18 protein-coding genes are annotated in these 17722 nt (G+C 65.0%); 15 read left to right on the top strand and 3 right to left on the bottom strand.

The features are described from left to right. The first annotated feature begins 208 nt into the window (after positions 1-208). Genes AC07PT_RS19370 through AC07PT_RS19350 form a run of 5 tightly spaced genes read left to right on the top strand, consistent with a single transcriptional unit; the run spans position 209 to position 6443 of the window. Positions 209-1357, top strand: a complete 1149-nt coding sequence (locus AC07PT_RS19370) for an EscU/YscU/HrcU family type III secretion system export apparatus switch protein (RefSeq protein ID WP_492349216.1) — start codon at positions 209-211, stop codon at positions 1355-1357. Further along, entirely contained in the window at positions 1354-3438 is a 2085-nt protein-coding gene (gene flhA, locus AC07PT_RS19365; protein WP_492349217.1) for a flagellar biosynthesis protein FlhA, read from the top strand. The genes AC07PT_RS19370 and flhA overlap by 4 nt, the downstream gene beginning before the upstream one ends. Next, positions 3435-4940 carry a flagellar biosynthesis GTPase FlhF gene (flhF, locus tag AC07PT_RS19360; protein WP_492349218.1) on the top strand — a complete coding sequence of 502 codons (1506 nt, stop codon included), beginning with the start codon at positions 3435-3437 and terminating at the stop codon, positions 4938-4940. Before flhA ends, flhF begins: the two co-directional genes overlap by 4 nt. Then, a complete protein-coding gene (locus AC07PT_RS19355; RefSeq protein WP_492349219.1) occupies positions 4933-5727 on the top strand; it encodes a hypothetical protein in 795 nt (264 codons plus the stop codon). Before flhF ends, AC07PT_RS19355 begins: the two co-directional genes overlap by 8 nt. Continuing rightward, a complete protein-coding gene (locus tag AC07PT_RS19350) occupies positions 5727-6443 on the top strand; it encodes an RNA polymerase sigma factor FliA (RefSeq protein ID WP_492349220.1) in 717 nt (238 codons plus the stop codon). The genes AC07PT_RS19355 and AC07PT_RS19350 overlap by 1 nt, the downstream gene beginning before the upstream one ends. Positions 6444-6541: 98 nt before the next feature. On the opposite strand, the gene AC07PT_RS19345 is transcribed toward AC07PT_RS19350, so the two are convergent. The 3 genes from AC07PT_RS19345 to flgA all read right to left on the bottom strand — a co-directional run bounded on the left by AC07PT_RS19345 (position 6542) and on the right by flgA (position 8132). Continuing rightward, positions 6542-6910, bottom strand: coding sequence for a hypothetical protein (locus tag AC07PT_RS19345; RefSeq protein WP_492349221.1), 369 nt, complete (start codon positions 6908-6910; stop codon positions 6542-6544). Positions 6911-6940: 30 nt separating this feature from the next. Beyond that, positions 6941-7249, bottom strand: a complete 309-nt coding sequence (flgM, locus tag AC07PT_RS19340; protein ID WP_494657763.1) for a flagellar biosynthesis anti-sigma factor FlgM — start codon at positions 7247-7249, stop codon at positions 6941-6943. Between the two features lie 112 nt (positions 7250-7361). Continuing rightward, positions 7362-8132: a flagellar basal body P-ring formation chaperone FlgA gene (flgA, locus tag AC07PT_RS19335; protein ID WP_494657762.1), complete on the bottom strand. Its 771-nt coding sequence runs from the start codon at positions 8130-8132 to the stop codon at positions 7362-7364. 192 nt (positions 8133-8324) lie between these two features. On the opposite strand from flgA, the gene flgB reads away from it, so the two are divergent. From flgB to flgK, 10 genes are read left to right on the top strand one after another with little or no spacing between them, the layout of a single operon-like run. After that, positions 8325-8780 (top strand): flagellar basal body rod protein FlgB, encoded by a 456-nt coding sequence (gene flgB / locus AC07PT_RS19330; protein ID WP_494657761.1) that lies wholly within the window; start codon positions 8325-8327, stop codon positions 8778-8780. Between the two features lie 28 nt (positions 8781-8808). Continuing rightward, complete coding sequence (gene flgC / locus AC07PT_RS19325; protein ID WP_492349225.1) at positions 8809-9216, top strand: flagellar basal body rod protein FlgC; 408 nt, start codon at positions 8809-8811, stop codon at positions 9214-9216. Positions 9217-9240: 24 nt separating this feature from the next. Then, entirely contained in the window at positions 9241-9966 is a 726-nt protein-coding gene (locus AC07PT_RS19320; RefSeq protein ID WP_494657760.1) for a flagellar hook assembly protein FlgD, read from the top strand. 36 nt (positions 9967-10002) lie between these two features. Beyond that, positions 10003-11268, top strand: a complete 1266-nt coding sequence (gene flgE, locus AC07PT_RS19315; protein WP_494657759.1) for a flagellar hook protein FlgE — start codon at positions 10003-10005, stop codon at positions 11266-11268. Between the two features lie 43 nt (positions 11269-11311). Next, positions 11312-12052, top strand: a complete 741-nt coding sequence (locus AC07PT_RS19310) for a flagellar basal body rod protein FlgF (protein ID WP_494657758.1) — start codon at positions 11312-11314, stop codon at positions 12050-12052. A gap of 26 nt (positions 12053-12078) precedes the next feature. Further along, positions 12079-12861 (top strand): flagellar basal-body rod protein FlgG, encoded by a 783-nt coding sequence (gene flgG, locus AC07PT_RS19305; protein ID WP_494657757.1) that lies wholly within the window; start codon positions 12079-12081, stop codon positions 12859-12861. A gap of 38 nt (positions 12862-12899) precedes the next feature. Beyond that, entirely contained in the window at positions 12900-13610 is a 711-nt protein-coding gene (locus tag AC07PT_RS19300) for a flagellar basal body L-ring protein FlgH (protein ID WP_494657756.1), read from the top strand. Positions 13611-13630: 20 nt separating this feature from the next. Next, positions 13631-14785 (top strand): flagellar basal body P-ring protein FlgI, encoded by a 1155-nt coding sequence (locus tag AC07PT_RS19295; protein ID WP_492349230.1) that lies wholly within the window; start codon positions 13631-13633, stop codon positions 14783-14785. A gap of 1 nt (position 14786) precedes the next feature. Continuing rightward, the gene (gene flgJ, locus AC07PT_RS19290) at positions 14787-15707 is read left to right on the top strand and encodes a flagellar assembly peptidoglycan hydrolase FlgJ (RefSeq protein ID WP_492349231.1); all 921 of its coding nucleotides are present in this window, start codon (positions 14787-14789) and stop codon (positions 15705-15707) included. Beyond that, positions 15704-17722, top strand: a complete 2019-nt coding sequence (gene flgK, locus AC07PT_RS19285) for a flagellar hook-associated protein FlgK (RefSeq protein ID WP_494657755.1) — start codon at positions 15704-15706, stop codon at positions 17720-17722. The genes flgJ and flgK overlap by 4 nt, the downstream gene beginning before the upstream one ends.

Raw genomic sequence — 17722 nt, 5'->3', positions numbered from 1 at the left:
TGGGCCGGTGGGGTACGGCTGGCCGCGGCGGGTCAGCCCAGCACCATGGCACGCCCAAACGGCAGCAATACCATTTCTGCCATTCAAAATGGCCTCGGAGCGAACATCCGTTCGCCACACTGGGAACAGGCCTGAATGGCCCCTCTTTTCAGACTTTAGATTTCCCGCCGGCCTTTCAGAATGACGGTTACAGCCTCGTACCGTCACCATGGACAACCAAGACCGCCCCCTACCAGCCTCACAGCGCAAGCTCAGCCAAGCGCGCGGCGATGGCCAGGCCTCGCGCTCCAAGGACTTGTCTCACATGGTGGTGCTGGGAGCCGGTGCCGCTGCCCTGTGGGTCATGACCCCACCGCTGGTGCAGCACCTCAAGCAGGCGCTCGTCCAGCAACTGACTTTCAATGCCGAGACCCTGCTGCGGCCGGCCAACATGATCAACCAGTTGCAGCACATGACAGCGATCGCTGTCGGGGCGTCGCTGCTGTTCGCCGCCGTCATCGCCTGCGCAGCCATCGCCAGTGAGGTGGCCTCGGGCGGCTGGGTCATGAGCTTCAAGCCCATGATGCCCGACCTGAACCGGCTCAACCCCATCTCGGGCATCGGCAATCTTTTCTCCAAGCAGCAGGCTGTCAACGTCCTCAAGCTGATGCTGCTGTCCACCATCATGGGCTGGACGGGCTGGCACTACCTGTCGAGCAGCTTTCAAGAAATCGCTTCCTTGCTGATGCAACCCTCCGCGTCCGCCGTGATGCACCTGGTCAACTGGATCGTCAAGGGTCTGTCCTTGTTGCTGCTGACCGTGTTTGCCGCTGCGGTGATCGATGTCCCGCTGCAAAAGCACTTCTTCATGGACAAGCTGAAGATGTCGCACGACGAAGTCAAGCGCGAGAACAAGGATGCCGAGGGCAACCCGCAAGTCAAGAGCAAGCTGCGCGCCAAGCAGCGCGAACTGGCCCAGCGCCGAAGCATCGCCAACGTGCCCAAGGCCGACTTTGTGGTGATGAACCCAACCCACTTTGCCGTCGCCCTGAAGTACGACGAAGCCACCATGGCCGCGCCACAGGTGATCGCCAAGGGCGCCGACCTGCTGGCCTTCAAGATCCGCGAAGTGGCCAACAGCCACTCGGTGCCGGTGCTGCAATCGCCCATGCTGGCCCGCGCCCTGTATGCCCACGCCGAGCTGGACCAGACCATCCCCTCCAGCCTGTATGCCGCCGTGGCCCAGGTGCTGGCCTATGTGTACCGCCTCAAGGCGGCCATGCGGGGTCAGGGCCCGATGCCCCAGCAGCCCGATCCGCACGTGCCGCCTGAACTCGATCCGCTCAACAAGCCCACCCGGGCCGGAGCTGACGCATGAACGATCTGCTCAAAACACTGCAACAACGCCTGGGCCCGCACGCTCACCTGATCCAGGGCCTCTCCGCGCCGCTGCTGGTGGTGATGATCCTGTCCATGATGGTGCTGCCCATGCCGGCCTGGCTGCTGGACACCTTCTTCACCCTGAACATCGCAGTGGCGCTGATGGTGATGATGGTGGCGGCCTACATGGTGCGCCCACTCGACTTCATGGCCTTCCCCTCGGTGCTGCTGCTCACCACGCTGATGCGCCTGTCGCTCAACGTGGCCTCCACCCGGGTGGTGCTGCTCGAAGGCCACACCGGCGCCGGCGCAGCGGGCGCCGTGATCGAGGCCTTTGGCCACTTCCTGATCGGCGGCAACTTTGCGGTCGGTCTGATCGTGTTTGCCATCCTGGTCGTGATCAACTTCGTGGTGGTGACCAAGGGCGCCGAGCGGATTGCCGAAGTGTCGGCCCGCTTCACCCTGGACGCCATGCCCGGCAAGCAGATGGCGGTGGATGCCGACCTCAATGCCGGCCTGATCGACGAAGCCGAAGCACGTCGCCGCCGTCTCGAAGTGGGCGAAGAAGCCAACTTCTTCGGGGCCATGGACGGTGCCTCCAAGTTTGTGCGCGGCGATGCCATGGCAGGCATCCTGATTTTGCTCATCAACATCGTCGGAGGCTTCACGGTGGGGGTGGTGCAGCATGGATTGAGCGCCGGTCAGGCCGCTGACTCCTACATCCTGCTGGCCGTCGGCGACGCGCTGGTGGCCCAGATTCCCGGCCTGCTGATCTCGGTGGCCGCCGCCATGGTGGTCTCGCGCGTGGGCAAGGAACACGACGTCAGCAAGCAGATCATGAGCCAGATGCTGGGCTCACCCCGCGTGCTGGGCATCACCGCGGCCATCCTGGCGCTGCTGGGCATCGTGCCGGGCATGCCCCACGTGGTGTTCCTCAGCATGGGCTCTGCCATCGGCTATGGGGCCTGGCGCCTGTCGCGCCGTCTGGAACGCGAAAAGAATGTGCCGCCGCCGCCGCCGCCCGCCACCAACGACGGCGAGGCCAGCTGGGACGATCTGCAGCCCATCGACTTGCTGGGGCTGGAACTGGGCTACCGCCTGATCTCCCTGGTCGACAAGAAGCGCCAGGGCGATCTGCTGACCCGCATCAAGGGGGTGCGCCGCAAGTTCGCCCAGGAGGTGGGCTTTCTGCCCCCGGCCGTGCACGTGCGCGACAACCTTGAACTCAAGCCCAGCGCCTACCGCATCACCCTGCGTGGCGTGATGGTCGGCGAGGGCGAAGCCTTCCCCGGCATGTTCCTGGCCATCAATCCGGGCGGCATCACCACGCCCTTGATCGGCACCGCCACCACCGACCCGGCCTTTGGCCTCCCAGCACACTGGATCGACGATCGCCAGAAGGAAGCGGCGCAAATGGCAGGCTTTACCGTGGTTGATTCAGAAACCGTGGTGGCCACTCATTTGTCACACTTGATGCAAACACAGGCCGCCAGGTTGTTGAGCCGGACAGAGACCCAGCAACTGGTCGAGCATGTGAGCAAACTGGCCCCGAAACTGATTGAAGAAGTCGTCCCCAAAATGGTCACCATCGCCAACTTCCAGAAAGTGCTGCAGCTGCTGCTGGAAGAGGCTGTGCACATCCGGGACATCCGCACCATCATCGAAACCCTGGCCGAGTTCGCCGGCACCATCACCGACCCGGTCGAGCTGGCCCGCCGCGTGCGCATCGCCTTGTCGCCGGCCATCGTGCAACAGATCTACGGCCCGGCGCGTGAACTCAATGTCATCGCCATCGAGCCCGGCCTGGAACGCCTGCTGGTGCAGGCCCTGGGCAACAACAACGGCACCGCCCTCGACCCGGGTGTGGCCGACGCGCTGACCCGCAGCGCTGCCGAAATCGCCAACAAGCAAGAAGAGATGGGCTTGCCCGCCTGCCTGTTGGTCCCGGACCAGATCCGCGGCGCCATGGCTCGCCTGGTACGCCGGCTGGCGCCCCGCATGCAAGTCCTGGCGCACAGCGAAATCCCTGAAACACACACGATCCGCATTGGTCCCATCCTGAGAGGTGCCGCATCATGAACATCAAGCGCTTTCACGCCGCAACGTCCCGCGAAGCACTGGCCAAGGCACGAATGGCTTTTGGTGAGGGAACCCTGATCCTGTCCAACCGCCCCACGGCCAATGGCGTCGAGGTGATGGCCACGGGCGAAGATGCCCTGTCGGCCCTGGAGCAGCACACCGAAGGCGCCCCGTCGCAAGGCCACGGCCTGACCCAGGTGCCCGGCTCCAGCCTGAGCCGCAAGCTGGCAACCATGAACCCGCCCGAACTGGGCCCACGTGGTGTGCGCGAAGACACCGCCGAGCTGGCCATGAGCACCCTGTCCTTCCAGGACTATGTGCGCGAACGCATGCTGCGCCGCCGCCAGGAAGCCATGGCCGCCGAAGACCAGGCCCCCATGGCCCAGATGGCCCCGCGCACCCAGCGCGAGATGCCCGCCCCCGCCCCCAGGGACATCCAGCCGATCGCCTTCAAAAAGGCCCCGGCTCCTCGCCCGGCCGTCACCCGCCCGGTGTTCGAAGACGTCACGCCGGCCCGCGCCAAGGCCCCGGTGGCCCAGGCCGCCGCACCGGCCGTGAACCAGCAGGGCATCGTCAATGAACTGCAGGCCATGAAGGAGCTGATCGAAGAGCGCTTCAACACCTTGGCCTGGCTGGGCCAGGCCAAGCAGGACCCGATCCAGTCCAACCTGATGCTCAAGATGATCCGCGCCGGCTACTCGCCCGCCCTGGCCCGTGCCATCCTGGAACGCCTGCCGGCCGAGACCGGCCCGGCCGAAGCGGTGCGCTGGCTGATGGAAGTGCTGGAGCGCAACCTCAAGACCGACGCCGACAGCTACCCCCTGTATGAAGAAGGCGGCATTTTCGCCCTGGTGGGGGCCACCGGCGTGGGCAAGACCACCACCACCGCCAAGCTGGCCGCCTTGTGCGCACGCGTGCATGGCCCGGGCAGCGTGGGCCTGATCACCCTCGACACCTACCGCATCGCCGCGCACGAACAACTGCGCACCTACGGCCGCATGCTCGGCGTGGTGGCCCACCTGGCCCATGACCGCGCCGCCCTGCAAGACCTGTTGGGTCTGCTGGGCAACAAGAAGATGGTGTTGATCGACACCACCGGCCTGGCCCCGCGCGATCCCCGCAAGCGCGAGATGCTCGATGTGCTCGACCTGCCCGGTATCCAGAAGCTGCTGGTGGTCAATGCCGGCAGCCATGGCGACACCATCGACGACACCCTGTCGTGCTTCAAGACCACTGGCGTGCAACAGACCATCCTGTCCAAGGTCGATGAAGCCGTGAAACTCGGCCCGGCCCTCGACGCCCTGATCCGCCACCAGGTGGTGCTGCGCGGGGTCACCAATGGCCAGCGCGTACCCGAAGACTGGGAAGCCGCAGACGCCGGCAAGCTGGTGCGCGCCTCCATGCGCACCCCGGGCAAGTCCGCGTTCGACCCCAAGGCCGTCGACCTGAACTACTTCTTCTCCAACAGCAACATGGCCGTCTCGGAGAGTGCCCATGTTTGAAGCGGGTCTTGATCAAAGTGCCGGTCTGCGCCGGCAGATGCCCCAACCGGTGCTGCGCCTGGTCCCGGTGATCCGGCACAGCAGCGGCGAGCCCGAACTGCGCCTGTTGTGGCAACTCTGCCAGGGCTTTGTCGAACAAGGTCTGTCGGTGGCGGTGCTGGACACGGACAGCCCCGAAACCGACGAGACGCCCGGCCTGCTGCAGATCCTGAGCGACCAGTGCAGCCCCTCCGAGGTGGCCGATCTGGCGTTGCCCTGGACCATCGTGCCCGCGGCCCTGGGTTGGCGCGAACTCACCCGCACGGGCCAGCTCGATGCCCACGGGCGCGAGACCCTGGGCGAGCATTTCAGCCCCTTTGGCATGCTGCTGGCCTATGGCAGCGCGGCCAGACTGGGTCCCGCGCTGGCCAACACAGGCGTACGCCCCCTGGTGCCGGTGGCGCCCGAGCCGCGTCACATGCTCAGCGCCTACCAGGCCATGAAAGTGCTGATGGAGCAGGCATTGCTGATGCCCTCCGTGGCCATCATGGTGACGGAACCGACACAAACTGTGGTCATGCGCGCCTTGCAGGCCCGCAAAACACTGCAGAATTGCTTCACCCGTCACATGGGTTGCTACCTCGATTCAATGACAGTAAAGTCTTTCACTGACGATGAGGTGGCAGGGCGCGATATCCAGATGCTGGCCCTGCGACTGATGGAGAATGCGATTCCCCTTGGCGCAGCCCCGGCCTCCCTGCTTCACCGCCCTGCAGACGAAGAGGTTCATTTGGTTCGGAGCCATTGATGTACACGGCAAAAGGTCAGCTCAACCGGGACGCACTGCTCAAGCAGTACGTACCCCTGGTGCGCCGGCTGGCGCACCACATGATTGCGAAGCTGCCCCCCAATGTTGAGGTAGACGACCTGATCCAGGTCGGCATGATCGGCTTGACCGAGGCCCTGACACGCTACCAGGCCAGTCAGGGCGTGCAGTTCGAGACCTTTGCCACCCAGCGCATCCGCGGGGCCATGCTCGATGAACTGCGCGAAGGCGACTGGATGTCGCGCGGCTCGCGCAAGAGCCAGAAAGACATCGAGCATGCCGTGCACCGGCTGGAGCAAAAGCTGGGCCGCAGCCCGATCGAATCCGAAATCGCCGCCGAACTCGAGATGAGTCTGGCCGACTACCAGAGCCTGCTGGGCAAGGTCCGTGGCACGCAACTGGTCTACATCGAAGACATGACCGGCGGGCATGACGATGACGACAGTTTTCTCGACCGCCACGTGGCCGACGACGAGGCCAACCCACTTGAGTTGCTGCGCAACCAGCGCCTGCGCCAATCCCTGGTCAGTGCGATCGAAGGTCTGCCCGAACGCGAGCAGTACATCATGAGCATGTACTACGAGCAGGACATGAACCTCAAGGAAATCGCCGCCGTGCTCGGCATCACCGAGTCGCGTGTTTGCCAACTGCACAGCCAGTCAATCGCCCGGTTGCGCGCCAAGATGCGCAGCCACTGAGGCGACGACAACAAGCCCCCCGCAAGACGCCCACGGCGCACCGACGCGATTCAGGCCACGCCTGAACGGGTTTGCACCCGAGCGCGCACCCTCGAATTTCAGGATTTATAGGCTTTGGCCAAGCCCGCGCCACCTCGGCCCAGGGATTTGCCGTAGGTGGCACCGTCACCCGCACGGGGCAGCAAGGTGGTCACAGCCCGATCTGCGTGAACGGCCAGACGCTGCAGACTTTCCCGCAACACCGCCAGGCGAGCGCTGATGGCCTGAACACGCTGGCGCAACTCCGGGCTTGTGTCCTGCGCAGACGGCAGGGCAATCCGGGTCAACTGCAGGGTGACATCGCGCAAGGCCTGCGAACCGGCTTCCAGCTCATCGGGGTTTTGCCCGCCCAAGGCCTGGGCAATCGCGTCCAGTTGCAACTCCACACCGGAGAGCAAGGCCTCAAACGCAACCCGATTCGTCACCATGACTCCAATTCAAATTAAGTAAGCGCGTGCTTACTGGGAAGTTCCACGCTGCAGGACTTCCTGCGCGTTGGACAACAGCTTGTCTGCAATGGCGCCAGCATTCACCTTGTACGTGCCATTGTCGATCGCCGAACGCACGGCGTTGACCTTGTCCATGTCCATGTCGCTGTCGGTCGAGCCAGAACCCAACGTCTGGGCCAAGCTGGACACCGAAACCGAGGTGCCTGCTGTCGAATTGCTGGTCTTCTTGACCGGTGGGGCCGCCGACCCCTGACCTGTGACTTGCGTCCCTGTTGATGTGACTGCAACAGGGATGTCTGGCGTTTGACCAATTTTCATCGTTCTCTCCAAGACCCCTATTGATGGAGTACCGTGGCCTTTTCTTCGACCTGCGGCAGAGAAACTTTAGCCCAATTGCAAAAATTGACTCAAAAAAGAGTGCGCAACACACTCAGATCTCGACCTGAACGGTGTTTCGATCCAACACTGTGCCATTCATGATACGACCGTTCTCCATGCGCACGCGGACCAATTGCCCCACCACGCCGGCACCCAGGGCCTGGCCGTCGGCCGTGACCTGAAAACCCGGGCCCTGGGCCACCACGCGCACCTGGGTGCCTGCGGCAAAGGCCTGCGGCGGCTTGACCATGGACTGGCGCAGCGCCTGCCCAGGCAGCAACATGCGGGCCGCCACCTGGCCCACCCACTGCGCAGGATCGGAAACGATGGCCGCGTTCTCGGCAGCCCAGTCCACCTCGGCCTCCATCGCGTCGCCCTGGTTGAGCACGGCGCCCGAAGCCACATTGCCCTTGAGCACCCAACCCGGCCCGAAGGCCTTGACCTGCACCGGCAGGAACACATTCCAGCGCACGCTGCCTTCGGTGCAACGCAAACCCAGGCGGGTGCGCCCCCAAAGCCGCTGCCCCGCCGGCAGATAGGGCTCCACCTTGGCGCAGGGCGCCAGGCGCAGGCGCTCGTCCAGCGAACCCACCACCACCTCCATGCGCAAAGGCATGGCCTGGGTGGACTGGCTGCGCGCCAACTCCTGATCGATCCACTGCTGGGTCAGGCGGGTGGCCTCGCTGTCCAGGTTGGCCTGCTGGGCCACGACCGGGGCGCTCCACGTGCCCAGCAACAGGCCGGCCACGGGCAGCACACAGGCCGCCAACCGATGCAAACGGCTGCGGATGGCTTGGGGGATGCGGGCTTGGGATGGGTTCATGGCGTTCTCCGGACACGGCCTGACGGCCTTTTGACATGGGCAACTGTAGGGCGCCGCCCCGACACGGATCGATCAAACAACCGGTCTTTCCGCGGCTTCATCGGCTGATCGGCAACAGGCCGGATTTCCATAATCGACAGCAACCCGGAGAACCCACCCGCCACCCAGACCGCCAGCCCCGCGAGACCCGACATGCTCAACAAGATCACCCAACCCATCGACTTTCAGGCCAAGGCGTTGTCCCTGCGCGCCGAACGTCAGCGGACGATCGCGAGCAACATCGCCAACGCAGACACCCCTGGCTACGTGGCGCGCGACTTCAAGTTCGCCGATGCCATGCGTGACGTCAATGCCCTGTCGGACCTGACGCTGAAGATGAGCCCGTCCAGTGACGCCTCGACCAGTGCCGGCAGCTCCGCTGCCGCCGCGGGCATGAGCCAGCCCGGCCACATCCCGTTGCCGGTGCTGTCGACCACCTCGCTGCAACAAGGCTACGCGGTGGCCTCCCAGCCCGCCATGGACAACAACACGGTGGACCTGGATCGTGAACGCGCCAACTTTGTCGACAACTCGGTCCGGTACGAGGCCACGCTGCGTTTCATCAATGGTTACACCAAGACCATTCTGAGCGCCATCCAGGGCCAGTGAACGGCTGAACAGAACAGGAAGGCCCCCCATGTCGATGTTCTCGATCTTCAATGTCTCCGGCAGCGCCATCAGTGCGCAGTCGCAGCGCCTCAACGTGGTGGCCAGCAACCTGGCCAACGCCGACGCCGTGGCCGGCCCCGATGGCCAGACCTACAAGGCCAGGCAGGTGGTGTTCCAGACCGTGCCCATGGCCGACAACGGCACCACCGCAGGCGTCAAGGTCACCGCCGTCACCGAGAACAACACCCCGGGCCGCAAGGATTTCGACCCCTACCACCCGATGGCCGACGCCGAAGGCTTTGTCGCGCACTCCAACGTCAATCCGGTGGAGGAGATGGTCAACATGATCTCGGCCTCGCGCGCCTACCAAAACAACGTGGAAGTGATGAATACCGCCAAGTCATTGCTGCTCAAGACCCTGCAGATGGGCTCCTAACTACCGGCCAACAGGACTTTCACCATGACCATCTCCTTTGACGCCACCAACGGCTACTCCTACACCACCAGCACGGGGGCCAATGCCACCAGCGGCGCCTCCAGCACATCGAGCAGCACCAGCGCCAATGGCATCGGCACCACCAGTGCCGCCGACCAGCAGGACCGTTTTCTGAAACTGCTGGTGGCCCAGATGACCCACCAGGACCCGATGAACCCGGTGGACAACGCCCAGATGACCTCGCAGATCGCACAGATCAACACCGTCACCGGCATCCAGCAGCTCAACACCACCATGCAGACCATGGCCAGCCAGTTCTCCTCCATGCAGCTGATGCAGGGTGGCGGTCTGATCGGCCACGAGGTATTGACCGCCGGGAACACGATGACGATCACCGCCGGCACAGGCACAAGCGCAGGCAAGGCCACCGCCACCGGCACCTTCGATCTGCCCAGCAATGCTGCTGACGTGAAGGTGCAGATCACTGATTCCAGTGGCTCGCTGGTCGCCACCGTGCCCATGGGCACGCAGAGCGCCGGCCGCCACGACGTGACCTGGGATGCCTCGTCCTACAAGGGCACCGGGCCGCTGAAGTTCTCGGTCACGGCCAAGAACGGCAGCGCCAGCGTCACCCCCACCACCTACTCGCATGACGTGGTCAGCTCAGTGGGCACCAGCAACGGCGCCCTGGCCATCTCGCTGCAGAACGGCGGCACGGTGAGCTACGACAAGATCGTTTCGGTCTATTGATCCACGTCCCCTTCTCTCGCATCCAAGGAGCACAACATGGGCTTTCAAGCAGGACTCTCGGGACTCAACGCCTCTTCCAAGGGCCTTGACGTCATCGGCAACAACATCGCCAACGCCAACACCTACGGCATGAAGGCTTCACGCGCCGAATTCTCGGAGCTGGTGTCTTCGGCCATTGGCGTGGCCGGTGGCGACAACGCGGGCATCGGCGTCACCGTGGGCGCCGTGTCCCAGCAGTTTTCGCAGGGTACGCTGAACATCACCGGCAACAACCTCGATGCCGCCATCAATGGCAACGGCTTCTTCCAGTTGCAGGAGGCCGATGGCTCGGCCGGCTACACCCGCGCCGGCAACTTCAAGCTCGACAAGAACGGCTACATCGTCACCAACAATGGCGCCAAGGTGCTGGGCTACCAGACCAACCCCACCACCGGCAAGCCCCTGAGCACCAGCCCCACCCCGCTGACCCTGCCCACCTCGGGCTCGATCGCAGCCAAGGCCACGGCGGACGACACCACCACCTCGCCCACCACCTATGGCGCCACGGCCCAGTTCAACCTGCCGGCCAACGCCACGGTGGACACCACACTGACCGCAGCCGACCCCCTGCTGGGCCAGTACAGCACCACCTTCAATGCCTACGACTCGCTGGGCAACACGGTGCCTGTCTCTGTCTACTTCCAGAAGACCGCCACCGCCGGCACCTGGAACGTCTACACCAAGACCGACACCGGTGCGATCACCGCGGCCACGCCGGCCACCCTGAAGTTCACCGCCAGCGGTGCGCTGGACACCACCGTGGCCGGCAACGGACAGATCAGCATCAGCGGCCCGGCCACCCCCACTGACGGGGCCAATCAGGTGCAGTTCACGCTGGATCTGACCGGCACCACCCAGTTCGCATCGGCCTTTGCCACCAACAACGTGGCCCAGACGGGCTATGCCGACGGCAAGCTCACGGGCGTGAAGATCGGCGCCGACGGCACCCTCACGGCCAGCTACTCCAACGGCACCACCCAGTCGGCTGGTCAACTGGCGCTGGCCAGCTTCCGCAACAACCAGGGCCTGATGCAGGTCAATGGCGGCGACTGGAAGGAAACCTTCGCCTCCGGCCCCCCGACCCAGGGCACACCCGGCAGCGGCAACTTCGGCGCACTGCAGGCCGGTGCCCTGGAAGAGTCCAACGTCGACCTGACCCAGGAACTGGTCAACATGATGACGGCGCAGCGCTCCTACCAGGCCAACGCGCAGACCATCAAGACCGAAGACCAGATCATGAACACGCTGGTCAACCTGCGCTGATCCTGAACTCAGCGCTGCCACCCCGAACCCCTGAGAGCACCCCATGGACCGTTTGATCTACACCGCGATGACTGGCGCCAACGCGGCCACGCAGTTGACCAGCGTGCTGTCCAACAACCTGGCCAACGCCTCCACCAACGGCTTCCGGGCCGAGATGACGGCGTACCGCTCGGTGCCTCTGGAAGGGTCGGGGGCCAGCACCCGGGTGTTCGCCCTGGAGGCCACCACGGGCTACAAGAACAGCGCCGGCCCGGCCCAGCGTACCAACAACACCATGGATGCCATGACCCAGGGCAATTCATGGTTCTCGGTTCAGGGGCTCGATGGCACCGAGGCCTACACGCGCAACGGCGCCATGCAGATCTCGTCCACCGGCACCCTGGTCAACACAGCTGGCCTGCCCATCCTGTCCGATGGCGGGGCGCCCATCGACGTGCCCCCGAATGCCGAACTGTCGATCGGCAACGACGGCACCATCACCGCCAAGACGGCCGGCCAGCCCCCCAACACGTTGGGCCGGCTCAAGTTGGTCACCCCCACGGCGGACGACCCGCTGCGCCGCGGGGCCGACGGCCTGTTTCGCGCCGCCTCGGGCAACCCGCTGAACACCGATGCCACCGCCAAACTGCAGACCGGCGCCCTTGAAGGCTCCAATGTCAACTCGGTGGAAGCCATGGTGGGCCTGATCCAGGCCGCCCGCCAGTTCGAAAACAACATGAAGCTGCTGACCAGCGCAGAGAGCAACGACAAGGCCGCCAGCCAGTTGCTCAACGTGCAAGGTTGAGCCGACAGCGCCCCAGGAGAACCCTCATGATCAACTCGCTCTGGATTTCAAAGACCGGCATGGAAGCCCAGCAAACCCAGCTGGACGTGATTTCCAACAACCTGGCCAACGTCTCCACCAATGGCTTCAAGCGCGCCAATGCCGTGTTCGAGGACCTGATGTACCAGAACCTGCGCCAGGTCGGTTCCAACAGCACCGAGCAGTCGCAACTGCCCACGGGCCTGCAGGTTGGCCTGGGGGTGCGCACGGTGGCCACCGCCCGTTCCTTTGCCCAGGGCAGCATGCAGCAATCGGGCAACTCGCTGGACGTGGCCGTCAAGGGCAATGGCTTCTTCCAGGTCACCATGCCCGACGGCACCATCGGCTACACCCGCGACGGCTCGTTCCAGCTCGACTCGCAGGGGCGTCTGGTCACCTCGGCCGGCCTGCCCATTGCCAACGGCATCACCATCCCGGCCACGGCCCAGAGCGTCTCCATCAGCGCCGACGGCATCGTCACCGCCACCATCCCCGGCAACACCGCGCCCCAACCCATGGGCACCATCGCCCTGGCCAACTTCGTCAACCCGGCCGGCCTGGAGCCCAAGGGCGGCAACCTGTACGCCGAGACTGCTGCCTCGGGCCAACCCGCCACCGGCACCCCGGGCGCCAACGGGCTGGGCACCGTGATGCAGGGCTTTGTCGAAACCTCGAACGTGAACATCGTGCAGGAGCTGGTCAACATGATCCAGACCCAGCGTGCCTACGAAATGAACTCCAAGGCCGTGCAGACCTCGGACCAGATGCTGCAAAAGCTCAGCCAGATCTGAGCCTGACCCGGGACTGAGCTCTCGACTGAAGGATTGCCATGAACACCTCACTTTCCGTCTGGGTTGCCCGCCCTGTCGTGCGACTGACCTTGCTGGCCTGCGCGACCGCCCTGTGCACCGCCTGCGAAACGCTGGCCCCCGTGCCCAAGGTCGACGTGCTGCCCACCACCCCGCCCGACCTGGCCCCGATGACCCACGCTGCACCGGCTTCGGCCGGCAGCCTGTTCCGCACCTCGGCCTACCGCCCAGCCTTCGAAGACCGGCGCGCCCGCCTGGTGGGCGACGTGGTCACCATCCAGATCGTGGAAAGCGTCACGGCCAGCACCAAGGTGTCCACCGACACGGCGCGCACCACCGCCACCTCGTCAGGCATGACCGCGTTTCCGCTCCTGTCGGCGGCCACCGCGGCCAAACTCAACCTGGGCGCTACCACCGGCAACACCTTCTCGGGCAAGGGCGATGTCGAGGCCGCCAACACCTTCGCCGGCGCCATCACCACCACCGTCATCGAGGTGCTGCCCAACGGCCACCTGGTGGTCAGTGGTGAAAAGCAGATCGGCCTGAACCAGACCGTGGATGTGATGAAGTTCTCGGGCACGGTCGATCCGCGCTCGCTGCAGCCGGGCTCCATCGTGGCCTCCACCCAGGTGGCCAACGTGCGCATCCACTCCCGGGGTCGCGGCGGCGCCGACGAAGCCCAGACAATTGGCTGGTTGTCCCGATTCTTTTCGACGCTTAGCCCGTTCTGAAAGCTTCCAGAATGTGAAGCATGAACTCCATGCTCGCATTCACAAGCGCCAGGCAAGACACCCGCCCCTGGGTCCGGTGCCTGGCGACCCTGGTCCTCATGGCCCTGGCACTGACCGGCACGCCTGCGCAGGCGATCCGCATCAAGGAAGTGGCCGCCATCCAGGGCGTGCGCAGCAACTCGCTGACGGGCTATGGCCTGGTGGTGGGACTGGATGGCACGGGTGACCAGACCACCCAGATGCCCTACACCACCCAGAGCCTGTCCAACTACATGCAGCAACTGGGCATCACCCTGCCCGTCGGCTCGGCCCAGCTGCAGCTCAAGAACGTGGCCGCGGTGATCGTCACCGCCCAATTGCCAGCCTTCGCCCAGCCCGGCCAGACCATCGACATCAACGTTTCCTCGATCGGCAACGCCAAGTCCCTCAAGGGCGGCACCCTGGTCACCACCCCCTTGCGCGGCGTGGATGGCGAGATCTACGCCCTGGCTCAGGGCAACCTGGTCGTGGGTGGCGCCGGTGCCTCAGCCGGCGGCAGCAAGGTGCAGATCAACCACCTGAGCGCAGGCCGCATCCCGGCCGGTGCCCAGGTCGAGCGTTCGGTGCCCACACCGCTGCAGGAGGGCGACACCATCAGCCTGGGCCTGAACGCCTCCGACTTCCAGACCGCCCGCCACGTGGCCGCTGCCATCAACAACAAACTCGGCAATGGCATTGCCCGCGCCTTGGATGGCCGCACCGTGCAGGTCAAGGCCCCCAACGACCCGAACGCCCGGGTGAACTTCATTGCCGACCTGGAAGAGCTGCCCATCGAAGCCATGGTGCCAGCAGCCAAGGTGGTGATGAACACGCGCACCGGCTCCATCGTGCTCAACCAGGCCGTGACCCTGGGGCCCTGCGCCATTGCGCACGGCAACCTCTCGGTCACCATCAGCTCGACCCCGGTGATCAGCCAGCCCAATGCCCTGTCGGGCGGCCAGACCGTGGTGGCCCAGAAGGCCGATATCCAGATCAAGCAGGATCCGGGCATCATCATGAACCTGCCGGCCTCGCCACAACTGGCCGATGTGGTGCGCGCCCTGAACGCGCTGGGCGCCACCCCGCAGGATCTGCTGGCCATTCTTCAGGCCATCAAGGCTGCAGGCGCTCTGAACGCGGAGCTGGAGGTGATCTGACATGGCACTCTCGCCGCTGGTCAACAACCAGCTCGCCACGGACTCGAGGTCGCTCGACAACCTCAAACTCCAGGCCGGGCAAAAAGATCCCGCCGCGATCCAGGAGGCGGCCAAGCAGTTCGAATCGCTGTTCATGCGCGAGATGCTCAAGAGCATGCGCGAGGCCACCATGAAGTCGGGCATGCTCGACAGCGCCCAGGAAAACATGGGCACCGACATGCTCGACCAGCAGTTCTCGGTGCAGATGTCAGGCAAGCCCGGCGGCCTGTCCGACCTGATCGCCAAACAACTGTCGCGCCAGATGGGCGTGCCCGAAACACCGGCCTTCGAGACCCCCAGCACGCTGTCGCTGGGCAATCGACTCAGCACCGTGCTGCCCGCCAAGTCGCAGGCCACCCCCGCGGCCACATCGGCCACGCCGGTCAAGACCACCGCCAGCCAGGCCGCCTTTGTGCAGCGCCTGCAAGGCGCCGCCGCCAAGGTCGAGCAGCAAAGCGGCATCCCGGCCAGCTACATGCTGGGCCAGGCCGGCCATGAGACCGGATGGGGCAAGCACGAGATCAAGAATGCCAACGGCAGCCCCTCTTACAACCTGTTCGGCATCAAGGCCGGGCCGGGCTGGACGGGCAAGGTCGCCACGGTGACCACCACCGAGTACGTGAACGGCGAAGCCCGCAAGACCACCGCCAAGTTCCGCGCTTACGACAATTACGAGCAGTCGTTCCAGGACTACGCGAAGCTGATCAACCAGAGCCCTCGCTACGCCAATGCCCGCCAGCAGACCGGCTCGGTGGTCGCGTTTGCCAATGAACTTCAGCGCGCCGGCTACGCCACCGACCCGTCCTACGCCAGCAAGCTCAGCAAGGCCATCAACACCACGCAGCAACTGCAGCGCAACCAACCCTGGCGAGGTGTCGCATGAGTGGCGGCCTGCTCAACCTGGGCGCGCGCGCCCTGATGTCCAACCAGGTGGCCCTGCAGGTCACCGGCAACAACATCTCCAACGTCAACACCCCTGGCTATTCGCGCCAGACCGCGGTGATGAGTGCGGTGCAGGGCGACTTCACCGGCAGCGGCTACATCGGCAAAGGCGTCGAAGTCTCGACCGTGCAGCGCGTGTACGACGAGTTCCTCACCAAACAGGCCACCGCCACCGCGTCCATCAAGTCGCTGGACGCTGCACGGGCCGACAAGGTGGCCCAGATGGAGAACATCTTCCTTGGGGGCACCAATGGTCTGGGACAGTCCATCAACAACACCATCAACGCGTTCTCGGACGTGGCCAACGCGCCCACCGACCTGACCGCACGCACCGTGGCCATCACCCAGGCGCAGGAAATGACCTCGCGCTTCCAGAGCGCCAGCACCCAGCTCAGCGACCTGCAGCAAAACACCCAGCTGCAGCTCAAGGACGACCAGACCGTGATCAACTCGCTGGCCCAGCAGCTGGCCAGCCTGAACGCACAGATCTCCTTCGCTCAAAGCTCGGGCCAGCCGCCCAACGACCTGCTGGACAAGCGGGACAACCTGCTCAGCCAGCTCAACCAGAAGGTGCAGACCACCACCGTCAAGGTGAACGACGGCACCCTCAGCATCTTCCTGGCCAACCAGCCGCTGGTGCTGGGCGCCCAGGCCGCGACCGTCAACTTCTCCCAGCCGATTGAATTTCCGGGCGATGGCAACACCCTCAAGCTCACGATCACCCAGGCCGGGAACGGTCAGACCACAGAGGTTGACGAGAACGCCCTGGGGGGCGGCGAAGCCGTGGGCCTGCTGCGCTTTCACAACACCGACCTGGCCGAAGCCCGCAACCTGCTCGGGCGCATGGCGGTGGCGGTGACCACGGACATGAACGAGCAGCACTTTGCAGGTGTCGACCTGAATGGCAACACCGGCAAGGCCTTGTTCGCACCGATCAGCATGACCGCCATTGCCGGCGCCACCAACAGTGCCCCCGCAGCCGCTCTGGGGGCCTATGTGGCCAACGACCAGGCCCTGGACGTGGCCACCTACACCATCACCCTGGGGGCGCCCTCGGGCGGCAGCCCGACCATTGCGAAGGTGATGGCCAACACGGCCAACGGGCCCATCGACGTCACCAGCAGCATGGTCACCACCGCCGGGCCGCCGCCCTCCTACACCGTGGGGGGCCTGTCCATCAATGCCCTGCCCAGCAGTGCCGGTGGCGCCGCTGGCGACACCTTCTTGCTGCGCCCCTACGACACGGCCGCCAGCACCATGAGCGTGGCCCTGTCGTCGCCGGCGTCGCTGGCCATGTCGAACCCGGTCGTGGCCACACCGGCGGCGGCCAACCAGGGCACGCTGTCCGTCAAGGCCATTGCTGCCGCACCGGCATCGCCCGCCAGTTGGGCCCTGCAGACCGGCAGCCCGGCCACCTACTACGCCAACAACGCCAACCTGAACGACACGGTGCAGATCACCTTCACCAGTGCCAACCAGTACAACGTGGTGGACACCACCACCAGCACCACACTGGCCACAGGCGCCAACTACACGCCAGGCCAGGCCATCAGCTGGAATGGCTGGAACCTGACCCTCACCGGCACACCGCAGACCGGTGACAGCGTCACGGTGAAACAACCCACCACGGGCATCCAGAAAAACGACGGCGGCAATGCCAAGTCCATGCTGGGCCTGGCCTCGCGCAGCGTCACGGCCGACCAGACCCCGATGTCCGACCTGTACGCCGGCCTGATGGCCCAAGTCGGTGTGCGGGCCCAGAGTGCCCAGTACGCGGCCGATGTCTCGGGCTCGATCGCGGCCAACGCCGAAGCCGCCCGCACCTCGGTCTCGGGGGTCAACCTGGACGAAGAAGCCGCCCACCTGCTTCAATACCAGCAGGCCTACCAGGCTTCGGCCAAGATCGTGTCGACCGCCCAGAGCATCTTCGACACCTTGCTGCAGGTCATGCACTGA

This window comes from Curvibacter sp. GW821-FHT09D12, from assembly GCF_059416245.1.
Note: the sequence above shows the minus strand (reverse complement) of the source record. Positions and strands in the feature narration are given on the sequence as shown.

Excerpts from the sequence above, each read along its gene's own strand:
- flgE (WP_494657759.1), top strand. The coding sequence starts at position 10,003 with ATGGGCTTTCAAGCAGGACTCTCGGGACTCAACGCCTCTTCCAAGGGC.
- AC07PT_RS19320 (WP_494657760.1), top strand. The coding sequence starts at position 9,241 with ATGACCATCTCCTTTGACGCCACCAACGGCTACTCCTACACCACCAGC.
- flgB (WP_494657761.1), top strand. The coding sequence starts at position 8,325 with ATGCTCAACAAGATCACCCAACCCATCGACTTTCAGGCCAAGGCGTTG.
- AC07PT_RS19345 (WP_492349221.1), bottom strand. The coding sequence starts at position 6,910 with ATGGTGACGAATCGGGTTGCGTTTGAGGCCTTGCTCTCCGGTGTGGAG.
- flgJ (WP_492349231.1), top strand. The coding sequence starts at position 14,787 with ATGGCACTCTCGCCGCTGGTCAACAACCAGCTCGCCACGGACTCGAGG.
- AC07PT_RS19310 (WP_494657758.1), top strand. The coding sequence starts at position 11,312 with ATGGACCGTTTGATCTACACCGCGATGACTGGCGCCAACGCGGCCACG.
- flgG (WP_494657757.1), top strand. The coding sequence starts at position 12,079 with ATGATCAACTCGCTCTGGATTTCAAAGACCGGCATGGAAGCCCAGCAA.
- flhF (WP_492349218.1), top strand. The coding sequence starts at position 3,435 with ATGAACATCAAGCGCTTTCACGCCGCAACGTCCCGCGAAGCACTGGCC.
- AC07PT_RS19350 (WP_492349220.1), top strand. The coding sequence starts at position 5,727 with ATGTACACGGCAAAAGGTCAGCTCAACCGGGACGCACTGCTCAAGCAG.
- AC07PT_RS19295 (WP_492349230.1), top strand. The coding sequence starts at position 13,631 with ATGAACTCCATGCTCGCATTCACAAGCGCCAGGCAAGACACCCGCCCC.
- flgM (WP_494657763.1), bottom strand. The coding sequence starts at position 7,249 with ATGAAAATTGGTCAAACGCCAGACATCCCTGTTGCAGTCACATCAACA.
- flhA (WP_492349217.1), top strand. The coding sequence starts at position 1,354 with ATGAACGATCTGCTCAAAACACTGCAACAACGCCTGGGCCCGCACGCT.
- flgK (WP_494657755.1), top strand. The coding sequence starts at position 15,704 with ATGAGTGGCGGCCTGCTCAACCTGGGCGCGCGCGCCCTGATGTCCAAC.
- AC07PT_RS19355 (WP_492349219.1), top strand. The coding sequence starts at position 4,933 with ATGTTTGAAGCGGGTCTTGATCAAAGTGCCGGTCTGCGCCGGCAGATG.
- AC07PT_RS19300 (WP_494657756.1), top strand. The coding sequence starts at position 12,900 with ATGAACACCTCACTTTCCGTCTGGGTTGCCCGCCCTGTCGTGCGACTG.
- flgC (WP_492349225.1), top strand. The coding sequence starts at position 8,809 with ATGTCGATGTTCTCGATCTTCAATGTCTCCGGCAGCGCCATCAGTGCG.
- flgA (WP_494657762.1), bottom strand. The coding sequence starts at position 8,132 with ATGAACCCATCCCAAGCCCGCATCCCCCAAGCCATCCGCAGCCGTTTG.
- AC07PT_RS19370 (WP_492349216.1), top strand. The coding sequence starts at position 209 with ATGGACAACCAAGACCGCCCCCTACCAGCCTCACAGCGCAAGCTCAGC.